Genomic DNA, 17,757 nt, shown 5'->3' with positions numbered 1-17,757 from the left:
GGTGAAATATACATAAAATTATTAAGTAACAGTAGTTACATGTTTTTAATAAAATATGAAGATATTTGCAGAAATAAATTTAAAAAAATGGGATTACTAAATTTTCTTTTTGGCAATAAAACAAATACAATCAGCGATTTTAAAGACAGGGATGCTATTATTCTTGATGTTCGCACAAAAGGCGAATACCAACAAGGGGCTATTGCTGGATCTAAAAATATACCGTTGCAAACTTTAAACACTAAAATTGATTATATAAAAAAGTTAAACAAACCAGTAATTACTTGTTGTGCAAGTGGTATGCGTTCGGCTAATGCTGCTAGTATTTTAAAAAGAAATAATATAGAAGCTACCAACGGTGGTGGCTGGCAAAGTTTACAGAAAAAACTATAATTTTATATCAAGTAATTCTTCGGTTTTAGTAATTGGCGTATTATTATACTGCAATGTCCAACCCAAAGAACTGGTTAGAATATAGAATTTTGAAAGTTCACTGATTAATCTATTTTGAGCATTACTTTTTAAGTCGGAGGCTTCTAGCTTTTTATCTAAAGATTTTTTTACAATAGTCTTTATGTCATTATAATCTTTGGCTTCAAAGGGGTTTAAAAAATCGGCCTGAATATCGTAATACTCAAAATCTGGACTTATTTTTATTTCTTCCTTAGGGATACTTAAAATAGTTAATGTTTTAGTAGCTTCATCTACATGAAATTCTATTTTACTTAAATCGTATGCAATAGTAACATCAGCATTTACAACCACAAGCGCCTTTTTTTCTGAAGTAAAATAATCGCCAAAAATTTCTTTAGAGTTCTTATAATTAAAAACTTCACTAAAGTGTCCTTCGGTAACAACTAGTTTTCCAACATTTTTTATTTGTTCTTGGATAAGCGCAGAGCTTTCTTGAAGTACAATTTTATCTTCCTGCTTTTCACCACAATATTTAAAGGTGAATAACACAACTAAAGTAATAATAACACCAAATAGAATTTTTCGCATATGGCTAAAATAAAAAAACATCAGTTTACTTCGACATATGAAGCCTAAACTAATGTAATTTATGTTAACAATTGCTAACGGTACAAATATACAAGGGTTGTGCCTTATAGATGTAACATAAAGGTTATCGTTACTTTAAATTAAGATATTTGACTGTATATGGAAGTAATAAAAAAATTATGTTCTTGCTTTTTTTTAAAATAACAAGCATAAAAAAACACCAACTGCAAAAAAAATCTACAAACTTGGTGCTTTAAATGAACTGACTAATAGCAATCTAAAATTAATTGAATCTAATTATTTTGTGGTAATTTTTCGACAAAATGTTGTAAAAACTAGTTTAAGAGTTGCAACAAGGTACTAGAAACAGATATATTTAGGCTATGATGAAAATATATTTTTTTAAAAGTTTAATGTTATTTTTATAGATTTAAAATTAAAAGACCATGCTAGGAAACTGAGATTGAAGCGTCTCTTTTTTATTTTCTAATTGCTGAAGAAACTTGAGATGTGCTTCGGAATTTGGATTGAAAGCCTTATGCTTAATCCCCTTTTGAACAACATCAACAGCTTGCATTATGTTTAATGCATCATTAGAAATCCAAACCTGTTGAAATTTCTCCCAAATATAATTAATAGCTGTAGCGTTGGGATGAATCATATCTTCTGTATAAAAACGATAATCTCGAAGTTCGTCCATCATAATTTCATATGAAGGAAAATAAAAAGATTTTTGTGATATTACTTGATGAATAGCAGTTAATAAATGAGATTTACTTTGGGTATTTTCAACAAAACCATCTTTAATATGGCGCACTGGAGATACCGTAAAAATTACAATCGCACTATTATTTAAACTTCGTATTTGAGATAATATATTTTTTAATGAAGTCGTAATTTCTTCAACTGAAAGCAAGGTTTTGTTAAACTGCTTTTGAGGTATTTTATGGCAATTCGCAACAATACTATTGGTTTCAATTAAATTATAAACCCATGCTGTGCCCAACGTAATTACAATATGGGATGCGTTTTTTAATTGATTTTTAGTGGATTCAGCTTGTAGATTAAGTTTATCAACCAATACATCTTTAAACGAATTACTTAATTTTGAATGTGCATCGAAACAATGCCATTGCTCATTATGAAAAAACACATCATCTCCTGAATATACTTTATCCTGAATAGCATTTTCAATTAAATTCTCGATAGCCTTTGGATGAAAAAGAATTCCAAATGGATTCTGACCATTTTCAAACTTGAAATAATCTAACTTTTTGCCAATATTATCTGAAAAACATGAGCCAAATAAAAGTATTTTAGACTTATAATCTATTTGATTATTTTCTTGAGACAAAAATGGTATTTGCGTTTGCAATTTCATATAAGCGTTCTAATTAAATATTTCAAAAGTAAACATTAATCAATAAACCTTAAATGATAGTTCTTTTAAAAAACCTTACATTTGTTTAACATAAACAAAAATACGTTGAACGAAATTAAGAACAAATTCACAATAAAAGATCTTGAAAATATTTCAGGAATTAAGGCACACACCATTCGAATTTGGGAAAAACGGTATAATTTATTAGCACCAAAACGAACTGATACTAATATTAGATACTATACTACAGAAAGTTTAAAAAAACTTTTAAACATTGTATTGCTGAAAGACAATGGTTATAAGATATCTAAAATAGCCGAAATGCCATATGATGTTATACAAGATACGGCTCGAGAACTAGCAAACCAAAACGCAGTAGACCAGCACTCTATTCAGGCATTTAAACTTGCGATGATTCAATTTGACAGCTCATTATTTAACTCAACCTACGCCAAATTATTACAGACAAACGAGTTTAGCGAAATCATTAAAAATACTTTTATTCCGCTACTAAACTTCATTGGATTATTATGGCAAACCAACACATTAATTCCTGCACACGAGCATTTTATTTCAAATTTAATTACCCAAAAAATATTAGTTGAAACAGAAAGATTAGCACATTCTAATTTAAATTCATCCACAACTTATGTGCTTTTCTTACCCGAAAATGAAATTCATGAAATAGGTTTACTCTATCTTAACTACGAGCTACTACTAAAAGGACTCAAAACCATATATTTAGGACCAAGCTTACCGGTAGATAATTTATCTTCTTTTTTTAACAGTGAATCAAAAATGTGTTTTATAACCTCCATAACAGTTAGCCCTACTCTAGATTTAATAGAAAGTTACTTTAAAGATTTAGATATCTTGCTATTACCAAAACAACACAAATTATTAGCCGCAGGCGTAAAACTTCAAGATCTTAAGCAAATGGATTTTAAATCGGACATTAAATTATACCCAACTGTAATACCTCTTTTAAAAGATCTTTAACTATTTTCTTATTTTGTTTAACTTATTTAGTATATTTGTTAAACAAAATGAAAAAACAAATACATATTATCGGATCCGGGTTCTCTGCCTTATCGGCGGCGTGCTATCTTGCACAAGCAGGATACAACGTTGAAGTATTAGAAAAAAACGAATTAATTGGAGGTAGAGCACGCCAGTTAAAAAGAGATGGTTTTACATTCGACATGGGACCAACTTGGTACTGGATGCCTGATGTTTTCGAAAAATTCTTTGCTGATTTTGGCAAAAAACCATCAGATTACTACGAATTAGAAAAGCTAGGCCCAGCTTATAAAGCTTACTTTGAAGATGGAGAAGCTCTAACAATTCCAGGAACTCTAAAGGAAATTTATGCACTTTTTGAGCGTGAAGAAGCAGGAAGCTCGAAACACTTAAAAGCTTTTTTAAAATCGGCTAAGTTTAATTACGATGTTTCTATAAACGATTTGGTTTACAAACCAGGCGTTTCTCCTTTAGAATTAGTGACTCCAACAACCATTAGTAAAATTACTCAGTTCTTCTCGAGCATAAGAACTCAGGTAAGAAAAGATATAAAAAGCCCAAAATTAATTGAAATCTTAGAATTTCCTGTATTATTTCTTGGTGCTAAGCCAAGTAATACGCCAGCTTTTTATAACTTTATGAATTATGCCGATTTTGGTTTAGGTACTTGGCACCCAAAAGGTGGCATGCATAAAGTAATTGAAGCTATGGAATTACTAGCAAAAAGCTTAGGCGTTTCATTCAAAACAAATGCTAACGTACAATCTATTGAGGTGGATGCATCTAAAAACATAAAAGGACTTACGGTTAATGGCGAGTTTATTCCTTCGACATTAATTTTAAGCGGTGCAGATTACCACCATACGGAAACATTATTACCGCAATCTTACCGTCAATATTCGGAAAAATATTGGGACAAGAAAGTTTTTGCTCCATCGTCTTTATTGTTTTATGTAGGGTTAGATAAAAAATTAAAAAATGTATGCCATCACACTTTGTTTTTTGATACAGATTTTGATACCCATGCTAAAACCATTTACGATAACCCGAGTTGGCCAGAAGAACCTCTATTCTATGCAAGTTTTCCGTCTATAACAGATGATACCTTTGCTCCAGAACACCAAGAAGCCGCAACATTTTTAATTCCGTTAGCTCCAGATTTAGAAGATACACCAGAATTAAGAGAAAAATATTTCAATATTATAATAAAAAGATTAGAAAAATTAACCGGCCAAAACGTTACAGATCATATTCTATTTAAAGAAAGTTTCTGTGTTAACGACTTTAAAAAAGATTACAACTCTTATAAAGGAAACGCTTATGGTTTGGCTAACATTTTGACACAAACCGCATTTTTAAGACCAAAAATAAAAAGTAAAAAAGTTAAGAACCTATATTTTACAGGGCAGCTAACAGTTCCTGGACCAGGAGTTCCTCCAGCATTAATTTCTGGAAAAATAGCTTCTGATTTAATTTTGAAAAACGATAACTAGAAACAACAACAACTATGAAACAACTGTTTGACGAGGTTTCCTACTCTTGTAGTAAGTTGGTAACCCAAAAGTATAGCACTTCGTTTTCGTTAGCTACAAAAATGCTTTCACCAAAAATACGATCGGCTATTTATAATATTTATGGCTTTGTTCGTTTTGCAGACGAAATAGTAGACTCTTTTCATGAATATGATAAAGAACTTCTATTAAATAAATTTGAGGAGGATTATTATGCTTCCAAAGAACAAGGCATTAGCCTTAACCCTATTTTAAATTCTTTTATCCATACAGTGAATGAATATAAAATACCCGATCATTTAACTCAAGCATTTTTAAAAAGTATGCGTGCCGATTTACATAAAACGGAATACACAACAGACGAAGAATATAAAGCTTACATTTATGGTTCTGCCGATGTTGTTGGTCTTATGTGTTTAAAGGTTTTTGTTAACGGAAACAACGAACAATATGAAGAGTTAAAGGAAGCAGCAAAACGCTTAGGTTCAGCATTTCAAAAAGTAAATTTCTTAAGAGATTTAAAAGATGATATTAACGTTTTAAACCGTTCATATTTTCCGAATATAAATTTAAAAGAGCTAGATGCCATTTCAAAAAACATCATTATACAAGATATTGAATCTGATTTTGAATTTGCCTATAAAAAGGGTATATTAAACCTACCTGTTGAAGCCAAGTTTGGAGTGTATATGGCCTATAGATATTATAGAAAATTACTAAAGAAACTTAAAAATACGCCATCAGAAAAAATTATAAATACACGGATTAGAGTTTCTAACCCAATGAAAATAAACTTACTAGCACGAAGCTACGTTAAGTATAAGCTAAATTTAATGTAATGTACTACTTCTGTGTTTTACTCTTTTTATTTCAGAACTCGACACCAGAACATATTGTTGAGTATCATGATATTAAAAGTAAAGCTCAAGAAATAGAATACATCACAAAATATAAAAAAAGTGATAGTACAGATATTCAAGCCTATGTTATTTCTTTAGAAATGAAACAAGCAGAATATAAAGTATTACCATGGCAAAAACTTAACACCTTTAGCAAAGGAAAAACTAAGCTAGAGCAATTAATAATGAACGAACCAAAAAATGCCAATTTAAGATATGTGCGTTTGGTTATACAAGAACAATTACCCAAGATGTTAAACTACAATGCTGATATTGAAAATGATAAACATTTTTTATCAGAACTTTTAAAAACAAAAGACAACAGCGATTATTTGGATACATACATTTTAAATTACACAACCCTATGATCATTTTAACCTACATACTTACAACACTAATCACTTTCGTTATTATGGAAGGTGTTACTTGGTGTACACACAAATATATTATGCATGGGTTTGGTTGGTTTTTACACGAAGACCATCACCAACCGGGATACCCACACGTTTTCGAAAAAAACGATGCCTTCTTTATCATTTTTGCAACGCCTAGTATATTGTTGTTCTTTTTCGGGATCCGCCCACAGCTTAATTTTTTATTTTTTATTGGGCTAGGTATTTTATTATACGGCTTAGCTTATTTTTTAATACATGATGTATTGATACACAGACGCTTCAGTTGGTTTAAAAATACGCAAAACTGGTACTTACGTGGTTTAAGAAAAGCACATAAAATACACCACAAACACCTGGGCAAACCAGACGGTGAGTGCTTCGGGATGCTTTTTGTTCCTTTAAAATACTTTAAAAAAGTACAATAATGCCATACTTATATCTCATATTAACATTAGGGAGTTTAAGTATTCCCCTGCTGTATAGTGTTTTTGAAAAAAAATTTCACTTTATACAATACGCTAAAAGTGCCTTTTTAAGCATTTTATTAGTGGCAATACCTTTTATAATATGGGATGTCCTTTTTACAAAATTCGGTATATGGGGATTTAACGATTCTTACCATTTACCCATTGCACTTTTAGGTATGCCAATAGAAGAATGGTTGTTTTTCTTTTGTATTCCCTATGCATGTTTGTTTACACACGAGGTTTTATCATATTATTTGCCAAATTTTAAACTCTCGAAAACAGCAACTATTATAAGTGGTGGTTTAACACTAATTTTAGTATTTGTTTTATTGTTATTTCATTTCGGAAAATGGTACACAACTTTAAATTTTATATTCTTTATAGTGCTATTAATTTATGGTTTAAAATTTCATTTGGAAATATTACAACGTTACTTCCTTAGTTTTTTAATCATTTTACTACCCTTTCTTTTAGTAAATGGGATACTAACCGGAAGTTTTATAGACGAACCCGTTGTATGGTATAACGACAACGAAAACTTAGGTTTTAGAATTTTTACGATACCATTTGAAGATATTTTTTACGCCTTCAACTTATTATTTTCAATACAATTAATTTTTAATTCATTTAAACAAAAAGCACATGGAAAATAACAAACTAGTAAGATTTACTATTTTTTTGTGCATAAACATTTTAGCACTTGGTGTTGGTGTTCTATTGATGGATAACGGACAAACATCACCTTGGTACGCCTCACTAAACAAAGCTCCTTGGACACCAGAAGGATGGGTTTTTGGAGCAGCTTGGACCACCGTTATGGCTGCCTTCGCTGTTTACATGGCTGCATTAAGTCTTAATTTCCCATTTGGTTTTAAACCTTTAATGAAACTCTATGCTTTGCAATGGTTTTTAAATGTATCATGGAATTTTTTATTCTTTAATCAGCAACAAACCCTTATAGCTCTAATCTTCATTATCGCTCTTTGGCTACTTATAGGTTATTTCACCTTCAATTATATAAAAACAGTAAAGTATTACACATTATTTATAGCTCCATACTTAATATGGATGACGATTGCAACAAGTCTAAACGCCTACATTGTATTTAACAATTAAAACAGAAACTCATGGCTAGAAAAAAAAATATTACAGCAGAAAAAATAATAGATTTATACATGTCTACTTTATTAATAGACGATAACATTCCTAAAACAGTATATGCATTTGCGCATACCAACAATTTTGAGGAAAACGATTTCTATAAATATTTCAGCAATTTTGAAGTTTTAGAAAAACACATATTTTCGCTTTTTTGCGAAAACACTTTGGCTCTATTAGCAGAAAATGAAGATTATGGGCACTACGCACCAAAAGATAAGTTACTAAGCTTTTATTTCACCTTTTTTGAAATGCTAAACGCGAACAGATCTTATGTTTATTTAAAATTAGCACAAAACAAAAATAAGTTAGAAGCCTTAAAGCTACTATCTAAACTTAGATCAACATTTCTTAAATATATTGAAAGTGAGATTTACACCAATAACGTAGATCTAAAAAACAAAACACTTAATTCTTTAAATAAAAAAGGCAGCAACGAAACCGCTTGGGCTCAATTATTATTTACCATACAGTTTTGGCTAGAAGACACATCTCTAAATTTTGAAAAAACAGATATTTTCATAGAAAAATCGGTACAAGTTAGTTTCGATTTAAAAGAAATAAAACCGCTAGAAAGCGTGTTAGATTTCGCTAAGTTCTTATGGAAAGAAAAAACTATGTCCACATGAAAACAATAGACAAAATACCTACATCAAAAATACAACGTGCCACTAAACTATTGAGTACAGGCCTGAAGGTTGGCGTAAATTATGCCAAATACTATGGTGAAAAAATGGTGAAAACTGAGGCTGAAGCTAAAGATAATTTAAATGAAGCCAATGCTACCGATATATACGATGGTTTAAAAAACCTGAAAGGTTCCGCATTAAAAGTGGCTCAAATGTTAAGCATGGAGAAAAATATTTTGCCCAATGCTTATGTAGAGAAATTTTCGCTCTCGCAATTTTCTGTCCCGCCTTTATCAGCTCCACTTGTTGCTAAAACCTTTAAAAAATATTTCAAAAAAACACCATCGGAAGTTTTCGACACGTTTACAGCAGAATCTGTAAATGCAGCCAGTATTGGTCAAGTACACAAGGCCACAAAAGGAGATAAAAAACTTGCCGTAAAAATTCAATACCCAGGTGTTGCAGATAGTATTTCGTCAGATTTGGCTCTTGTTAAACCTATCGCTTTACGTATGTTCAACATTAAAGGTGAAGGTACCGACGATTATTTTAAAGAAATCGAGAATAAACTTATAGAAGAAACAAACTATACGCTCGAACTTCAACAAAGTATTGAAATATCTAAAGCTTGTAAACATATTCCGAATTTAAAATTTCCGAAATATTACGAAGAATTTTCATCTAACAAAATCTTAACAATGGATTGGATGGACGGACTTCATATTTCAGAATTCACAAAAAAGAATAATGACCCTGAAGTTTCTAATAAACTTGGTCAGGCTTTATGGGATTTTTACATGTTTCAAATGCATATCTTAAAAAAAGTACATGCCGATCCGCATCCTGGTAACTTTTTAGTATCGCCAGATAATGCGTTAATCGCTATAGATTTTGGTTGTATGAAAGAAGTACCGTTAACTTTTTACACACCTTATTTTGAATTAGCTGAAAAAGAAAACATTGAAGACCCAGCATTTTTTGAAAAGAAATTGTACGAATTAGAAATTTTAAAACCAACAGATACACCAGAAGAAATTGTGTTTTTCAAAACCCTGTTTCACGAAATGTTATCGCTTTTTACAACGCCTTTACAACAAGAGGTTTTCGATTTTTCAAACCCCACCTTTTTCAATAAAATAGCAGAGCTAAGCACTAAATACGCACAAAGCACAGAACTTAAAAAAATGAATGGTAATCGTGGCTCGAAACATTTCATATATATTAATAGAACATTTTTCGGATTGTATAATTTAATGCACGATCTACAACCAAACCATATTGTAATAAACAATTATAAAACCTTATAAATGTATTTTAGCCGTAACGATATAGACCAACTCGATCATATTTATAAAATAAATTTGATTAATAGTATTACGGGCTATAAACCTGCAAATTTAATAGCCACAAAATCAAAATCAGGAATAACAAATGTAGCTGTTTTTAGTTCTGTAGTTCATTACGGTTCTGCTCCACCTATTTTAGGTTTTGTAATGAGACCAACTACGGTAAGGCGCCATACTTTCGATAATATTATAGAAACAGGTTGTTACACAATTAACCATATTAACGAAACTATAGTTGAAGATGCTCATCATACATCTGCCAAATACCCTAAAGATGTTTCAGAGTTTAATAAAACAGGATTAGAGGAAGAATACAATAACGATTTTTATGCACCTTTTGTAAAGCAATCGACAATAAAAATGGGTATGAAATTTTTACAAAAGATAGATATAGAAGCAAATGGTACTATTTTAATTTTAGGTGAAATAACAGATCTATACATTAACGATGATCTTGTAGAGCATGATGGTTTTGCAGACTTAATGAAAGCCAATACAGCTGTTATTAATGGCTTAGACACTTACGCCATACCAACTAAAAATAAAAGATTAACCTACCAAAGACCTAAATAAATAATTATGAAAAAACTAGTCATTATTGGTGGCAGTAAAGGTATCGGCCAAGCCATTATAAACGCTTTAAAAGATACATATAGCATTGTAAACATAAGCCGTACGGCTATAGAAACATCTTCTACAATTACGCAACATAGTTTAGATGTTTTAGAAGATGAGTTACCAGAAATAGATAGCATAGATGCTCTAGTATATTGCCCGGGAAGTATAAACCTAAAAGCACTATCTCGCTTAGAATTAGACGACTTTAAAAACGATTTCAACATTAACGTTTTAGGTGCTATAAAAACTATAAAACATTACGAAAAAGCTTTAATAGAAGGTCATGGTAGCGTGGTTTTATTCAGTAGTGTAGCCACACAAATGGGTATGCCTTTTCACGCTAGTATTGCTACAAGTAAAGCAGCCTTAGAAGGATTAACAAAATCGTTGGCAGCAGAATATGCAACAAAAATACGTTTCAATATTATTGCTCCAACCATTACAGATACACCTCTGGCTTCTCGATTATTACGTAACGAAAAACAAAGAGAAACCATGAGCGAACGCCACCCATTAAAATCTATTTTAGATCCTAATGAAGTAGCTGCACTAACCAAATACTTGTTATCTAGCGATGCTAAATCAATTTCTGGACAAACATTCCCAATAGATGCGGGAATAACTAGTCTAAAACTCTAAGTTTTTATTATGATTAAAATAAAAAAACATTCTGGAATTTACACCTTAGAGGCTACACAAGAAATTGATATTCCGTTACACGAAGCTTGGTCTTTTTTTAGTTCTCCTAATAATCTAGAAAAAATCACACCTTCAGAAATGGGTTTTAAAATCACATCTGAAGTTGATAAAAAGGCTTATGCCGGACAAATCATAACTTATAAAGTTGGTATTCTACCAGGTATAAATACAAATTGGGTTACAGAAATAACACAAGTTGAAAACGAATCTTTCTTTATAGACGAGCAGCGTTTTGGTCCATACAGAATGTGGCATCATGAACATTGGTTTTACAGCCAACCTGACGGAAAAACATTAATGAAAGATAAAATCTCATACAAAATACCTTTTGGAATTTTAGGTGATTTAGCTCAAACTCTTTTCATAAAAAAACAATTAAAAGGTATTTTCGAATACCGTTTTAAAACCTTAGAAACCTACTTTAATGGAAAATAAAATAACTCTATTTTGGTTTCGACGCGACTTAAGACTAGAAGATAATACGGCTTTACATTATGCTCTAAAATCGAGTAACAATGTATTACCTGTTTTTATTTTTGATGATGATATTTTAGACTCATTACCTAAAGATGATGCTAGGGTTTCCTTTATTCACAACACTTTAGAAAACATAAGCAAAGAACTTACCGAGTTTGGATCGAGCCTTGTTGTAAAAAAAGGCTCGACTTTAGAAATTTGGAAAACTCTAATTGAAGAACATAACATTGAGCGTGTTTTTTTTAATAAAGATTACGAGCCTTACGCCATAAAAAGGGACCTTGAAATCTCAGATTTATTAAGTGCTAACGGCATAGAAACAAAGTCGTTCAAAGATCAAGTGATTTTTGAAGAAAACGATATTCTAAAAAACGATAATACACCTTATACGATATACACACCGTTTAAAAATAAGTGGTTAAAAAAATTCGATGAGAAAGCTGATGTATCAAATCATGAGATTGATAACACTCGATTTCATAAAAGCAATTTGGCTTTCCCTTCTATAGCAGACATAGGGTTTACTAAAAGTAAAATACTCGTAAAACCATATAATTTAACGGCTTTAGATCGCTATGATGAAGTCCGAAATTTTCCTGCACAAGATCAAACATCATACCTTTCACCACATTTAAGATTTGGACTCGTTAGTACTAGGAACATGGTGAAACTAGCTTTAAAAACAAATGCAATATTTTTAAGTGAGCTTATTTGGCGTGAATTTTTCATGCAAATCCTCTTTCATTTCCCCAAAGTTGTTACCGAAAATTTCAAACAAAAATACGACGCGATACCTTGGCGGAATAACGAAGCAGACTTTAAAGCTTGGTGCGAAGGAAAAACGGGCTACCCCATGGTTGATGCCGGTATGCGCGAATTAAACAAAACGGGATATATGCATAATCGTGTACGTATGATTACTGCCGGATTTCTATGTAAACACCTTTTAATAGATTGGCGTTGGGGCGAAGCATATTTCGCTGAAAAACTACTAGATTACGAACTCTCTGCAAATAATGGAAACTGGCAATGGGCCGCAGGTACAGGCTGTGATGCTGCGCCTTATTTTAGAGTTTTCAACCCTGCTGAGCAGTTGAAAAAATTTGATAAAGAAGCCATTTACATACGCCGTTGGGTTGAAGACTATGATGAATTAACCTATCCGCAACCTATGGTCGAACATAAATTTGCACGAGAACGTGCTATTTCTACATACAAAAAAGCGCTAAACCCTTAATTAAGGTTTAGCGCTTTTTCATTATAAACAATGAATTAAAACAATTCTGTTTTATCCAATATAGGCTTTTGCCCCATCTAATGCTTTTGTAATACCGTCTGGATTTTTACCACCAGCAGTTGCAAAAAATGGTTGCCCGCCGCCGCCGCCTTGAATATGTTTTCCAAGTTCGCGAACTACTTGCCCAGCATTTAAGCCTTTACTTGCAACTAATTCTTTTGAGATATAGCATGATAATAATGCTTTTCCATTTTGTTCGGTTGCAAATAATAAGAATAAATTATCAAACTGAGACCCTAACTCGAAAGCAACATCTTTTAATCCGCCAGCATCTAAATCTAATTTTTTAGCTAAAAACTGAACGCCATTAATTTCTGTTAATTCACTTCTTAATTCACCTTTTATATTTTTAGCTTTATCTTTCAATAAACCTTCAATTTGCTTTTTAAGGCTTGTGTTTTCATCTTGTAAATTCTGAAGTGCCTTTACCGGCTCTTTAGTGTTGTTAAGCAAATCTTTCATTTCGAAAAACGTCTTGTTATTTTCAGAATAAAAATCTTTTACAGCATCGTTAGTAATAGCTTCAATTCGTCTAATTCCTGCCGCAACCGCACCTTCGGAAACTATTTTAAAATACCAGATATCACCTGTATTTTTCACATGTGTTCCTCCACAAAGCTCAACAGACTGTCCAAAACGAATAGCTCGAACGGTATCTCCATATTTCTCTCCAAATAAACTCATAGCTCCATCTGCAATAGCTTCTTCTTTTGGAACATTTCTTTTTTCAACTAAAGGAAGTTTGCCTTCAATTCTAGAATTCACAAAATTCTCAACATCTTGTAATTCTTCAGTCGTTAATTTAGAAAAATGAGAAAAATCAAAACGTAAATATTTAGAATTTACAGCAGATCCTTTTTGCTCTACATGAGTTCCTAAAACCTCTCTTAAAGCCTGATGTAATAGGTGTGTTGCTGTATGGTTACTTTCTGTTCTATTACGTTGTTTAACATCTACTACAGCTTTAAAACTTTCGTTGATGTGCTTTGGTAAGTTTTTAGTAAAATGAATAATAACGTTACTTTCCTTTTTAGTATCTAAAATATAAACCACATCGCCATGCGCATCTTCCAAGTAACCTTTATCTCCTACTTGTCCGCCTCCCTCTGCGTAAAATGGTGTGATATTAAATACCAACTGATACATTTCGCCGTCTTTTTTAGAAACTACTTTTCTATATCGCGTTAATTTTACTTGGGCTTCTAAAGTATCATAACCTACAAATTCCTCTACAGCATCATCGCTCAGAATAGCCCAATCATCCATAGACATTTCACTAGCCGCACGAGAACGTTTTTTTTGCTTTTGTAATTCTTCATTAAAGCCTTTTTCATCTAACTTTAATCCTTTTTCAGAAAGAATAAGCGCAGTTAAATCTATTGGAAAACCATAAGTATCGTATAATTCGAATGCTTTTTCTCCCGAAACAGTATCACCTTTTGTTGTTTCTACAATTCTATTTAATAATACTAAACCTTGATCTAATGTTCTTAAAAAGGATTGTTCTTCTTCTTTTATAACATTTTCTATAAGTTGTTTTTGAGCTTTTAATTCTGGGAAAGCATCCCCCATTTTTTCACTTAAAACATCTACTAATCTATAAATAAACGGTTCCTTTTTCTCTAAAAATGTAAATCCGTAACGTACGGCACGTCGTAAAATTCTACGAATTACATAACCTGCACCAGTATTACTAGGCAACTGCCCATCGGCAATTGAAAAGGCTACGGCACGAACATGATCGGAAATAACACGTATAGCAACATCTATCTCTTTATCCTTATTATAAACTTTATTTGTGATGGTTTCTATTTCGCGAATAATTGGAGTAAATACATCGGTATCATAATTAGACTGTACACCCTGTAAAACCATACAAAGACGTTCAAACCCCATACCTGTATCGATATGTTTGTCTGGTAAACCCTCAAGGGTTCCGTTAGCTTTTCGGTTGTATTGCATGAAAACTAAGTTCCAAATTTCAACCACTTGCGGATGATCCATGTTTATCAAATCTTTTCCAGGAACTTTAGCTTTTTCTTCCGCAGAACGAATATCTACATGTATTTCACTACATGGCCCACATGGACCTTGATCGCCCATTTCCCAGAAATTATCTTTCTTATTACCTTTTAAAATACGATCTTCAGATATATATTGTTTCCAAAAATCATAAGCTTCGGTATCCATTCCTAAATTATCAGCATCATCACTTCCTTCAAAAACGGTAACATATAATATATCTTTATCTATACCGTAAACATCTACTAGAAGTTCCCAGGCCCAAGCAATAGCCTCCTTTTTGAAATAATCTCCAAAACTCCAGTTACCAAGCATTTCGAACAAAGTATGGTGATAAGTATCATAACCAACCTCCTCTAAATCGTTATGCTTTCCAGAAACACGTAAACACTTTTGCGAATCGCTAATCCTATTATTTTTCGGCTTGGTATTTCCTAAAAAATACTCTTTAAAAGGAGCCATTCCCGAATTCACAAACATTAGGGTTGGATCATCTTTTAAAACCATGGGAGCAGATGGCACAATACTGTGCTTTTTATCTTCAAAAAAACTTAAAAACTTAGCGCGGATGTCTTGAGACTTCATATATAAATTATTCTCTTTTCAGTTATTCTCTATTAATTGCAAAACAATTTTTATCTTTACTTTTCAATTTAAAAACGCCAAGCCAAGGATTTATTATTCTATTAATAATAAATCAGTAGATTTGTCCGTTCTGCTTTTAAAATATAAAGCACAAACAACAAAAATTGTAAAGCGCAAAAATAGCATAAAAATAATAATGAGTAAGGTAAAATATTATTACGATTCCGATTCACTTTCTTACAGGAAGATTGAACGTAAAAAAAGAACAACGTTTAAGTATGCTTTCATGTTTATTTTAGCGGCGGGATTATTTGGTTTTTTATCTGTTTTTATAACAAGCCAATACGTGGCATCCCCTAAAGAACGTACACTTTCTAGAGAATTACACAACATGCAATTGCAATATGAATTGTTGAATAAAAAAATGAACGAAGCAGAAAACGTTTTAGCGAATGTGGCAGATAGAGACAATAATATTTATCGTGTTTATTTTGAAGCTAACCCTATTCCGGAAGCACAACGAAGAGCTGGCTTTGGCGGAATTAACAGATATAAAAATTTAGAAGGTTTTGATAATTCTAAACTAATTATTGAAAGTAACAAACGTTTGGATATTCTGCAGAAGCAAATTGTAGTACAATCGAAATCGCTAGATGAAATTGCAGTTCTTGCAAAAGAAAAAGAAAAATTACTAGCAGCAATTCCTGCCATTCAACCTGTTGCCAATAAGGACCTAAAGCGTATGGCATCTGGTTACGGTATGCGATCGGATCCTTTCACCAAAGTTAGAAAAATGCATTGGGGTATGGACTTTTCAGCACCACGCGGCACCCCAATTTATGCTTCGGGAGATGGTGTTGTGGTTCGAGCAGATTCGGGATCTACTGGTTACGGAAACCATATTAGAATAGATCACGGTTTTGGATATATTAGCTTATATGCCCATTTATATAAATATAATGTACGTAAAAACCAAAAAGTAAAACGTGGTGATTTAATTGGTTTTGTAGGAAGTACAGGACGCTCGCAGGCACCACATTGTCACTATGAAATTTTTAAAGACGGACAACGTATTAACCCAATGAATTTCTACTACGGAAGTTTAACGGCAGAAGAATATAGTAAGCTACTAGAGCATGCCTCTTTAGAAAATCAATCTTTAGATTAATAGTAATGCATATAGATTTACCAGAAAAACGATATTACGCCATTGGAGAAGTAGCCAAAGCTTTTGGTGTAAACACATCGTTAATACGTTTTTGGGAAAAAGAATTTGATGTCCTTAAACCTAAAAAAAATGCGAAGGGCAACCGAAAATTTACTCCTGAAGATGTTAAAAACCTAAAATTTATTTACCATTTAGTAAAGGAGCGTGGATTTACACTCGAAGGCGCCAAAACACATTTAAAGGAAGAAAAAAAAGAAGCTTTAAGTAACTTTCAAATTATTGATACTTTAGAAAACATAAAAACACAACTGATTAAAATAAAAGAGCATTTGTAAACATTTATTACAGACTCTAAAAGATTAAAACTTCCTTTTCTCTCGTAAAAAAGTAACTTTTTAATAAATAATGAGTCTAATATATTAGGAACTAAAATCAATATTCAAATTAATTTATCATGAAAAAATTTTTACCATTAATTATAATTGCAATTCTTGCTATTGGCGCATACTCTTGGGGTAAAGGATTTAATAATACCGCTGTAACTTTAAAAGAAACAGCAACTAAAACTTGGGCAAACGTAGAAAGTAGTTACCAACGTAGAAACGATTTAATTGGCAACTTAGTAAAAACAGTACAAGGAGCAGCCGATTTTGAAAAAGGGACATTAGAAGCCGTTATAGAAGCAAGAGCTAAAGCAACTTCTATCACTATAGATCCAACCAATATTACACCAGAACAATTGGCGAAATTCAACCAAGCACAAGGTGGATTATCTGGAGCTTTAAAAAGTTTATTAGTAACTGTAGAGCGTTATCCTGATTTAAAAGCAAACCAAAACTTTTTAGAATTACAAAGTCAATTAGAAGGTACAGAAAACAGAATTAACGTTGCTAGAGATCGCTTTAACGGAACCGTAGAGCCATACAATATGCACATTAAAACTTTTCCAAATTCAATATTAGCAGGTTTATTTAATTTTGAACCATTAAGTTATTTTAAAGCCGAAGCCGGAAGTGAAAAAGCTCCAGATGTAGACTTTGAATTCTAAAAAATACATCTATTATATTTAATATTTCACAAAAG

Annotated in this window: 20 protein-coding genes; 17 read left to right on the top strand and 3 right to left on the bottom strand. The window is 31.9% G+C overall.

Annotated elements, in window-relative coordinates; genetic code table 11:
- Positions 1–39 precede the first annotated feature (39 nt).
- Complete coding sequence (locus M4I23_RS04550; RefSeq protein WP_306799983.1) at positions 40–393, top strand: rhodanese-like domain-containing protein; 354 nt, start codon at positions 40–42, stop codon at positions 391–393.
- Here M4I23_RS04550 and M4I23_RS04545 read toward each other — a convergent pair.
- Both M4I23_RS04545 and M4I23_RS04540 read right to left on the bottom strand, forming a co-directional pair.
- Positions 388–1,002, bottom strand: a complete 615-nt coding sequence (locus tag M4I23_RS04545; RefSeq protein ID WP_158847311.1) for a DUF4230 domain-containing protein — start codon at positions 1,000–1,002, stop codon at positions 388–390. The two genes, M4I23_RS04550 and M4I23_RS04545, sit on opposite strands and share 6 nt — an antisense overlap.
- 436 nt (positions 1,003–1,438) lie before the next feature.
- Positions 1,439–2,383, bottom strand: a complete 945-nt coding sequence (locus M4I23_RS04540) for a GSCFA domain-containing protein (RefSeq protein ID WP_249753580.1) — start codon at positions 2,381–2,383, stop codon at positions 1,439–1,441.
- Positions 2,384–2,464: 81 nt separating this feature from the next.
- Here M4I23_RS04540 and M4I23_RS04535 point away from each other — a divergent pair, with 81 nt between their 5' ends.
- Genes M4I23_RS04535 through M4I23_RS04475 form a run of 13 tightly spaced genes read left to right on the top strand, consistent with a single transcriptional unit; the run spans position 2,465 to position 12,839 of the window.
- A complete protein-coding gene (locus M4I23_RS04535) occupies positions 2,465–3,382 on the top strand; it encodes a MerR family transcriptional regulator (protein WP_249753579.1) in 918 nt (305 codons plus the stop codon).
- A 47-nt stretch (positions 3,383–3,429) separates the two neighbouring features.
- Positions 3,430–4,896, top strand: coding sequence for an NAD(P)/FAD-dependent oxidoreductase (locus M4I23_RS04530; protein ID WP_249753578.1), 1,467 nt, complete (start codon positions 3,430–3,432; stop codon positions 4,894–4,896).
- A gap of 14 nt (positions 4,897–4,910) precedes the next feature.
- Positions 4,911–5,753 carry a phytoene/squalene synthase family protein gene (locus M4I23_RS04525; protein ID WP_249753577.1) on the top strand — a complete coding sequence of 281 codons (843 nt, stop codon included), beginning with the start codon at positions 4,911–4,913 and terminating at the stop codon, positions 5,751–5,753.
- Complete coding sequence (locus M4I23_RS04520) at positions 5,753–6,181, top strand: hypothetical protein (RefSeq protein WP_249753576.1); 429 nt, start codon at positions 5,753–5,755, stop codon at positions 6,179–6,181. Before M4I23_RS04525 ends, M4I23_RS04520 begins: the two co-directional genes overlap by 1 nt.
- On the top strand, positions 6,178–6,633 hold the full coding sequence (locus M4I23_RS04515) for a sterol desaturase family protein (RefSeq protein ID WP_249753575.1): 456 nt from the start codon (positions 6,178–6,180) through the stop codon (positions 6,631–6,633). The genes M4I23_RS04520 and M4I23_RS04515 overlap by 4 nt, the downstream gene beginning before the upstream one ends.
- Positions 6,633–7,328, top strand: coding sequence for a lycopene cyclase domain-containing protein (locus tag M4I23_RS04510; protein ID WP_158847296.1), 696 nt, complete (start codon positions 6,633–6,635; stop codon positions 7,326–7,328). Before M4I23_RS04515 ends, M4I23_RS04510 begins: the two co-directional genes overlap by 1 nt.
- Complete coding sequence (locus M4I23_RS04505) at positions 7,318–7,791, top strand: TspO/MBR family protein (RefSeq protein ID WP_158847295.1); 474 nt, start codon at positions 7,318–7,320, stop codon at positions 7,789–7,791. The genes M4I23_RS04510 and M4I23_RS04505 overlap by 11 nt, the downstream gene beginning before the upstream one ends.
- 11 nt (positions 7,792–7,802) lie before the next feature.
- Positions 7,803–8,462: a TetR family transcriptional regulator C-terminal domain-containing protein gene (locus M4I23_RS04500; protein WP_158847292.1), complete on the top strand. Its 660-nt coding sequence runs from the start codon at positions 7,803–7,805 to the stop codon at positions 8,460–8,462.
- On the top strand, positions 8,459–9,769 hold the full coding sequence (locus M4I23_RS04495; protein ID WP_249753574.1) for an AarF/ABC1/UbiB kinase family protein: 1,311 nt from the start codon (positions 8,459–8,461) through the stop codon (positions 9,767–9,769). Before M4I23_RS04500 ends, M4I23_RS04495 begins: the two co-directional genes overlap by 4 nt.
- Positions 9,770–10,381, top strand: a complete 612-nt coding sequence (locus M4I23_RS04490; RefSeq protein WP_249753573.1) for a flavin reductase family protein — start codon at positions 9,770–9,772, stop codon at positions 10,379–10,381.
- A 6-nt stretch (positions 10,382–10,387) separates the two neighbouring features.
- Positions 10,388–11,065 (top strand): SDR family NAD(P)-dependent oxidoreductase, encoded by a 678-nt coding sequence (locus M4I23_RS04485; protein WP_249753572.1) that lies wholly within the window; start codon positions 10,388–10,390, stop codon positions 11,063–11,065.
- Between the two features lie 9 nt (positions 11,066–11,074).
- Positions 11,075–11,560, top strand: coding sequence for an SRPBCC family protein (locus tag M4I23_RS04480; protein ID WP_249753571.1), 486 nt, complete (start codon positions 11,075–11,077; stop codon positions 11,558–11,560).
- A complete protein-coding gene (locus M4I23_RS04475; RefSeq protein ID WP_249753570.1) occupies positions 11,550–12,839 on the top strand; it encodes a deoxyribodipyrimidine photo-lyase in 1,290 nt (429 codons plus the stop codon). Before M4I23_RS04480 ends, M4I23_RS04475 begins: the two co-directional genes overlap by 11 nt.
- A gap of 51 nt (positions 12,840–12,890) precedes the next feature.
- On the opposite strand, the gene alaS is transcribed toward M4I23_RS04475, so the two are convergent.
- Positions 12,891–15,506 (bottom strand): alanine--tRNA ligase, encoded by a 2,616-nt coding sequence (alaS, locus tag M4I23_RS04470; RefSeq protein ID WP_249753569.1) that lies wholly within the window; start codon positions 15,504–15,506, stop codon positions 12,891–12,893.
- Between the two features lie 196 nt (positions 15,507–15,702).
- Between alaS and M4I23_RS04465 the strand changes: the two genes are divergently transcribed.
- The 3 genes from M4I23_RS04465 (at position 15,703) to M4I23_RS04455 (ending at position 17,722) form a co-directional block, all read left to right on the top strand.
- Complete coding sequence (locus tag M4I23_RS04465; protein WP_158847278.1) at positions 15,703–16,674, top strand: M23 family metallopeptidase; 972 nt, start codon at positions 15,703–15,705, stop codon at positions 16,672–16,674.
- Positions 16,675–16,679: 5 nt separating this feature from the next.
- Positions 16,680–17,009, top strand: a complete 330-nt coding sequence (locus M4I23_RS04460) for a MerR family transcriptional regulator (protein WP_158847276.1) — start codon at positions 16,680–16,682, stop codon at positions 17,007–17,009.
- Positions 17,010–17,128: 119 nt separating this feature from the next.
- Positions 17,129–17,722, top strand: coding sequence for a LemA family protein (locus M4I23_RS04455; RefSeq protein ID WP_158847274.1), 594 nt, complete (start codon positions 17,129–17,131; stop codon positions 17,720–17,722).
- The last annotated feature ends 35 nt before the right edge of the window (positions 17,723–17,757 follow it).

Source organism: Algibacter sp. L4_22, from assembly GCF_023473045.1.
Taxonomy (GTDB): Bacteria; Bacteroidota; Bacteroidia; order Flavobacteriales; family Flavobacteriaceae; genus Algibacter.
The sequence above is the reverse complement of the archived record's forward strand: the minus strand, read 5'-3'. Positions and strand labels throughout refer to the sequence as shown.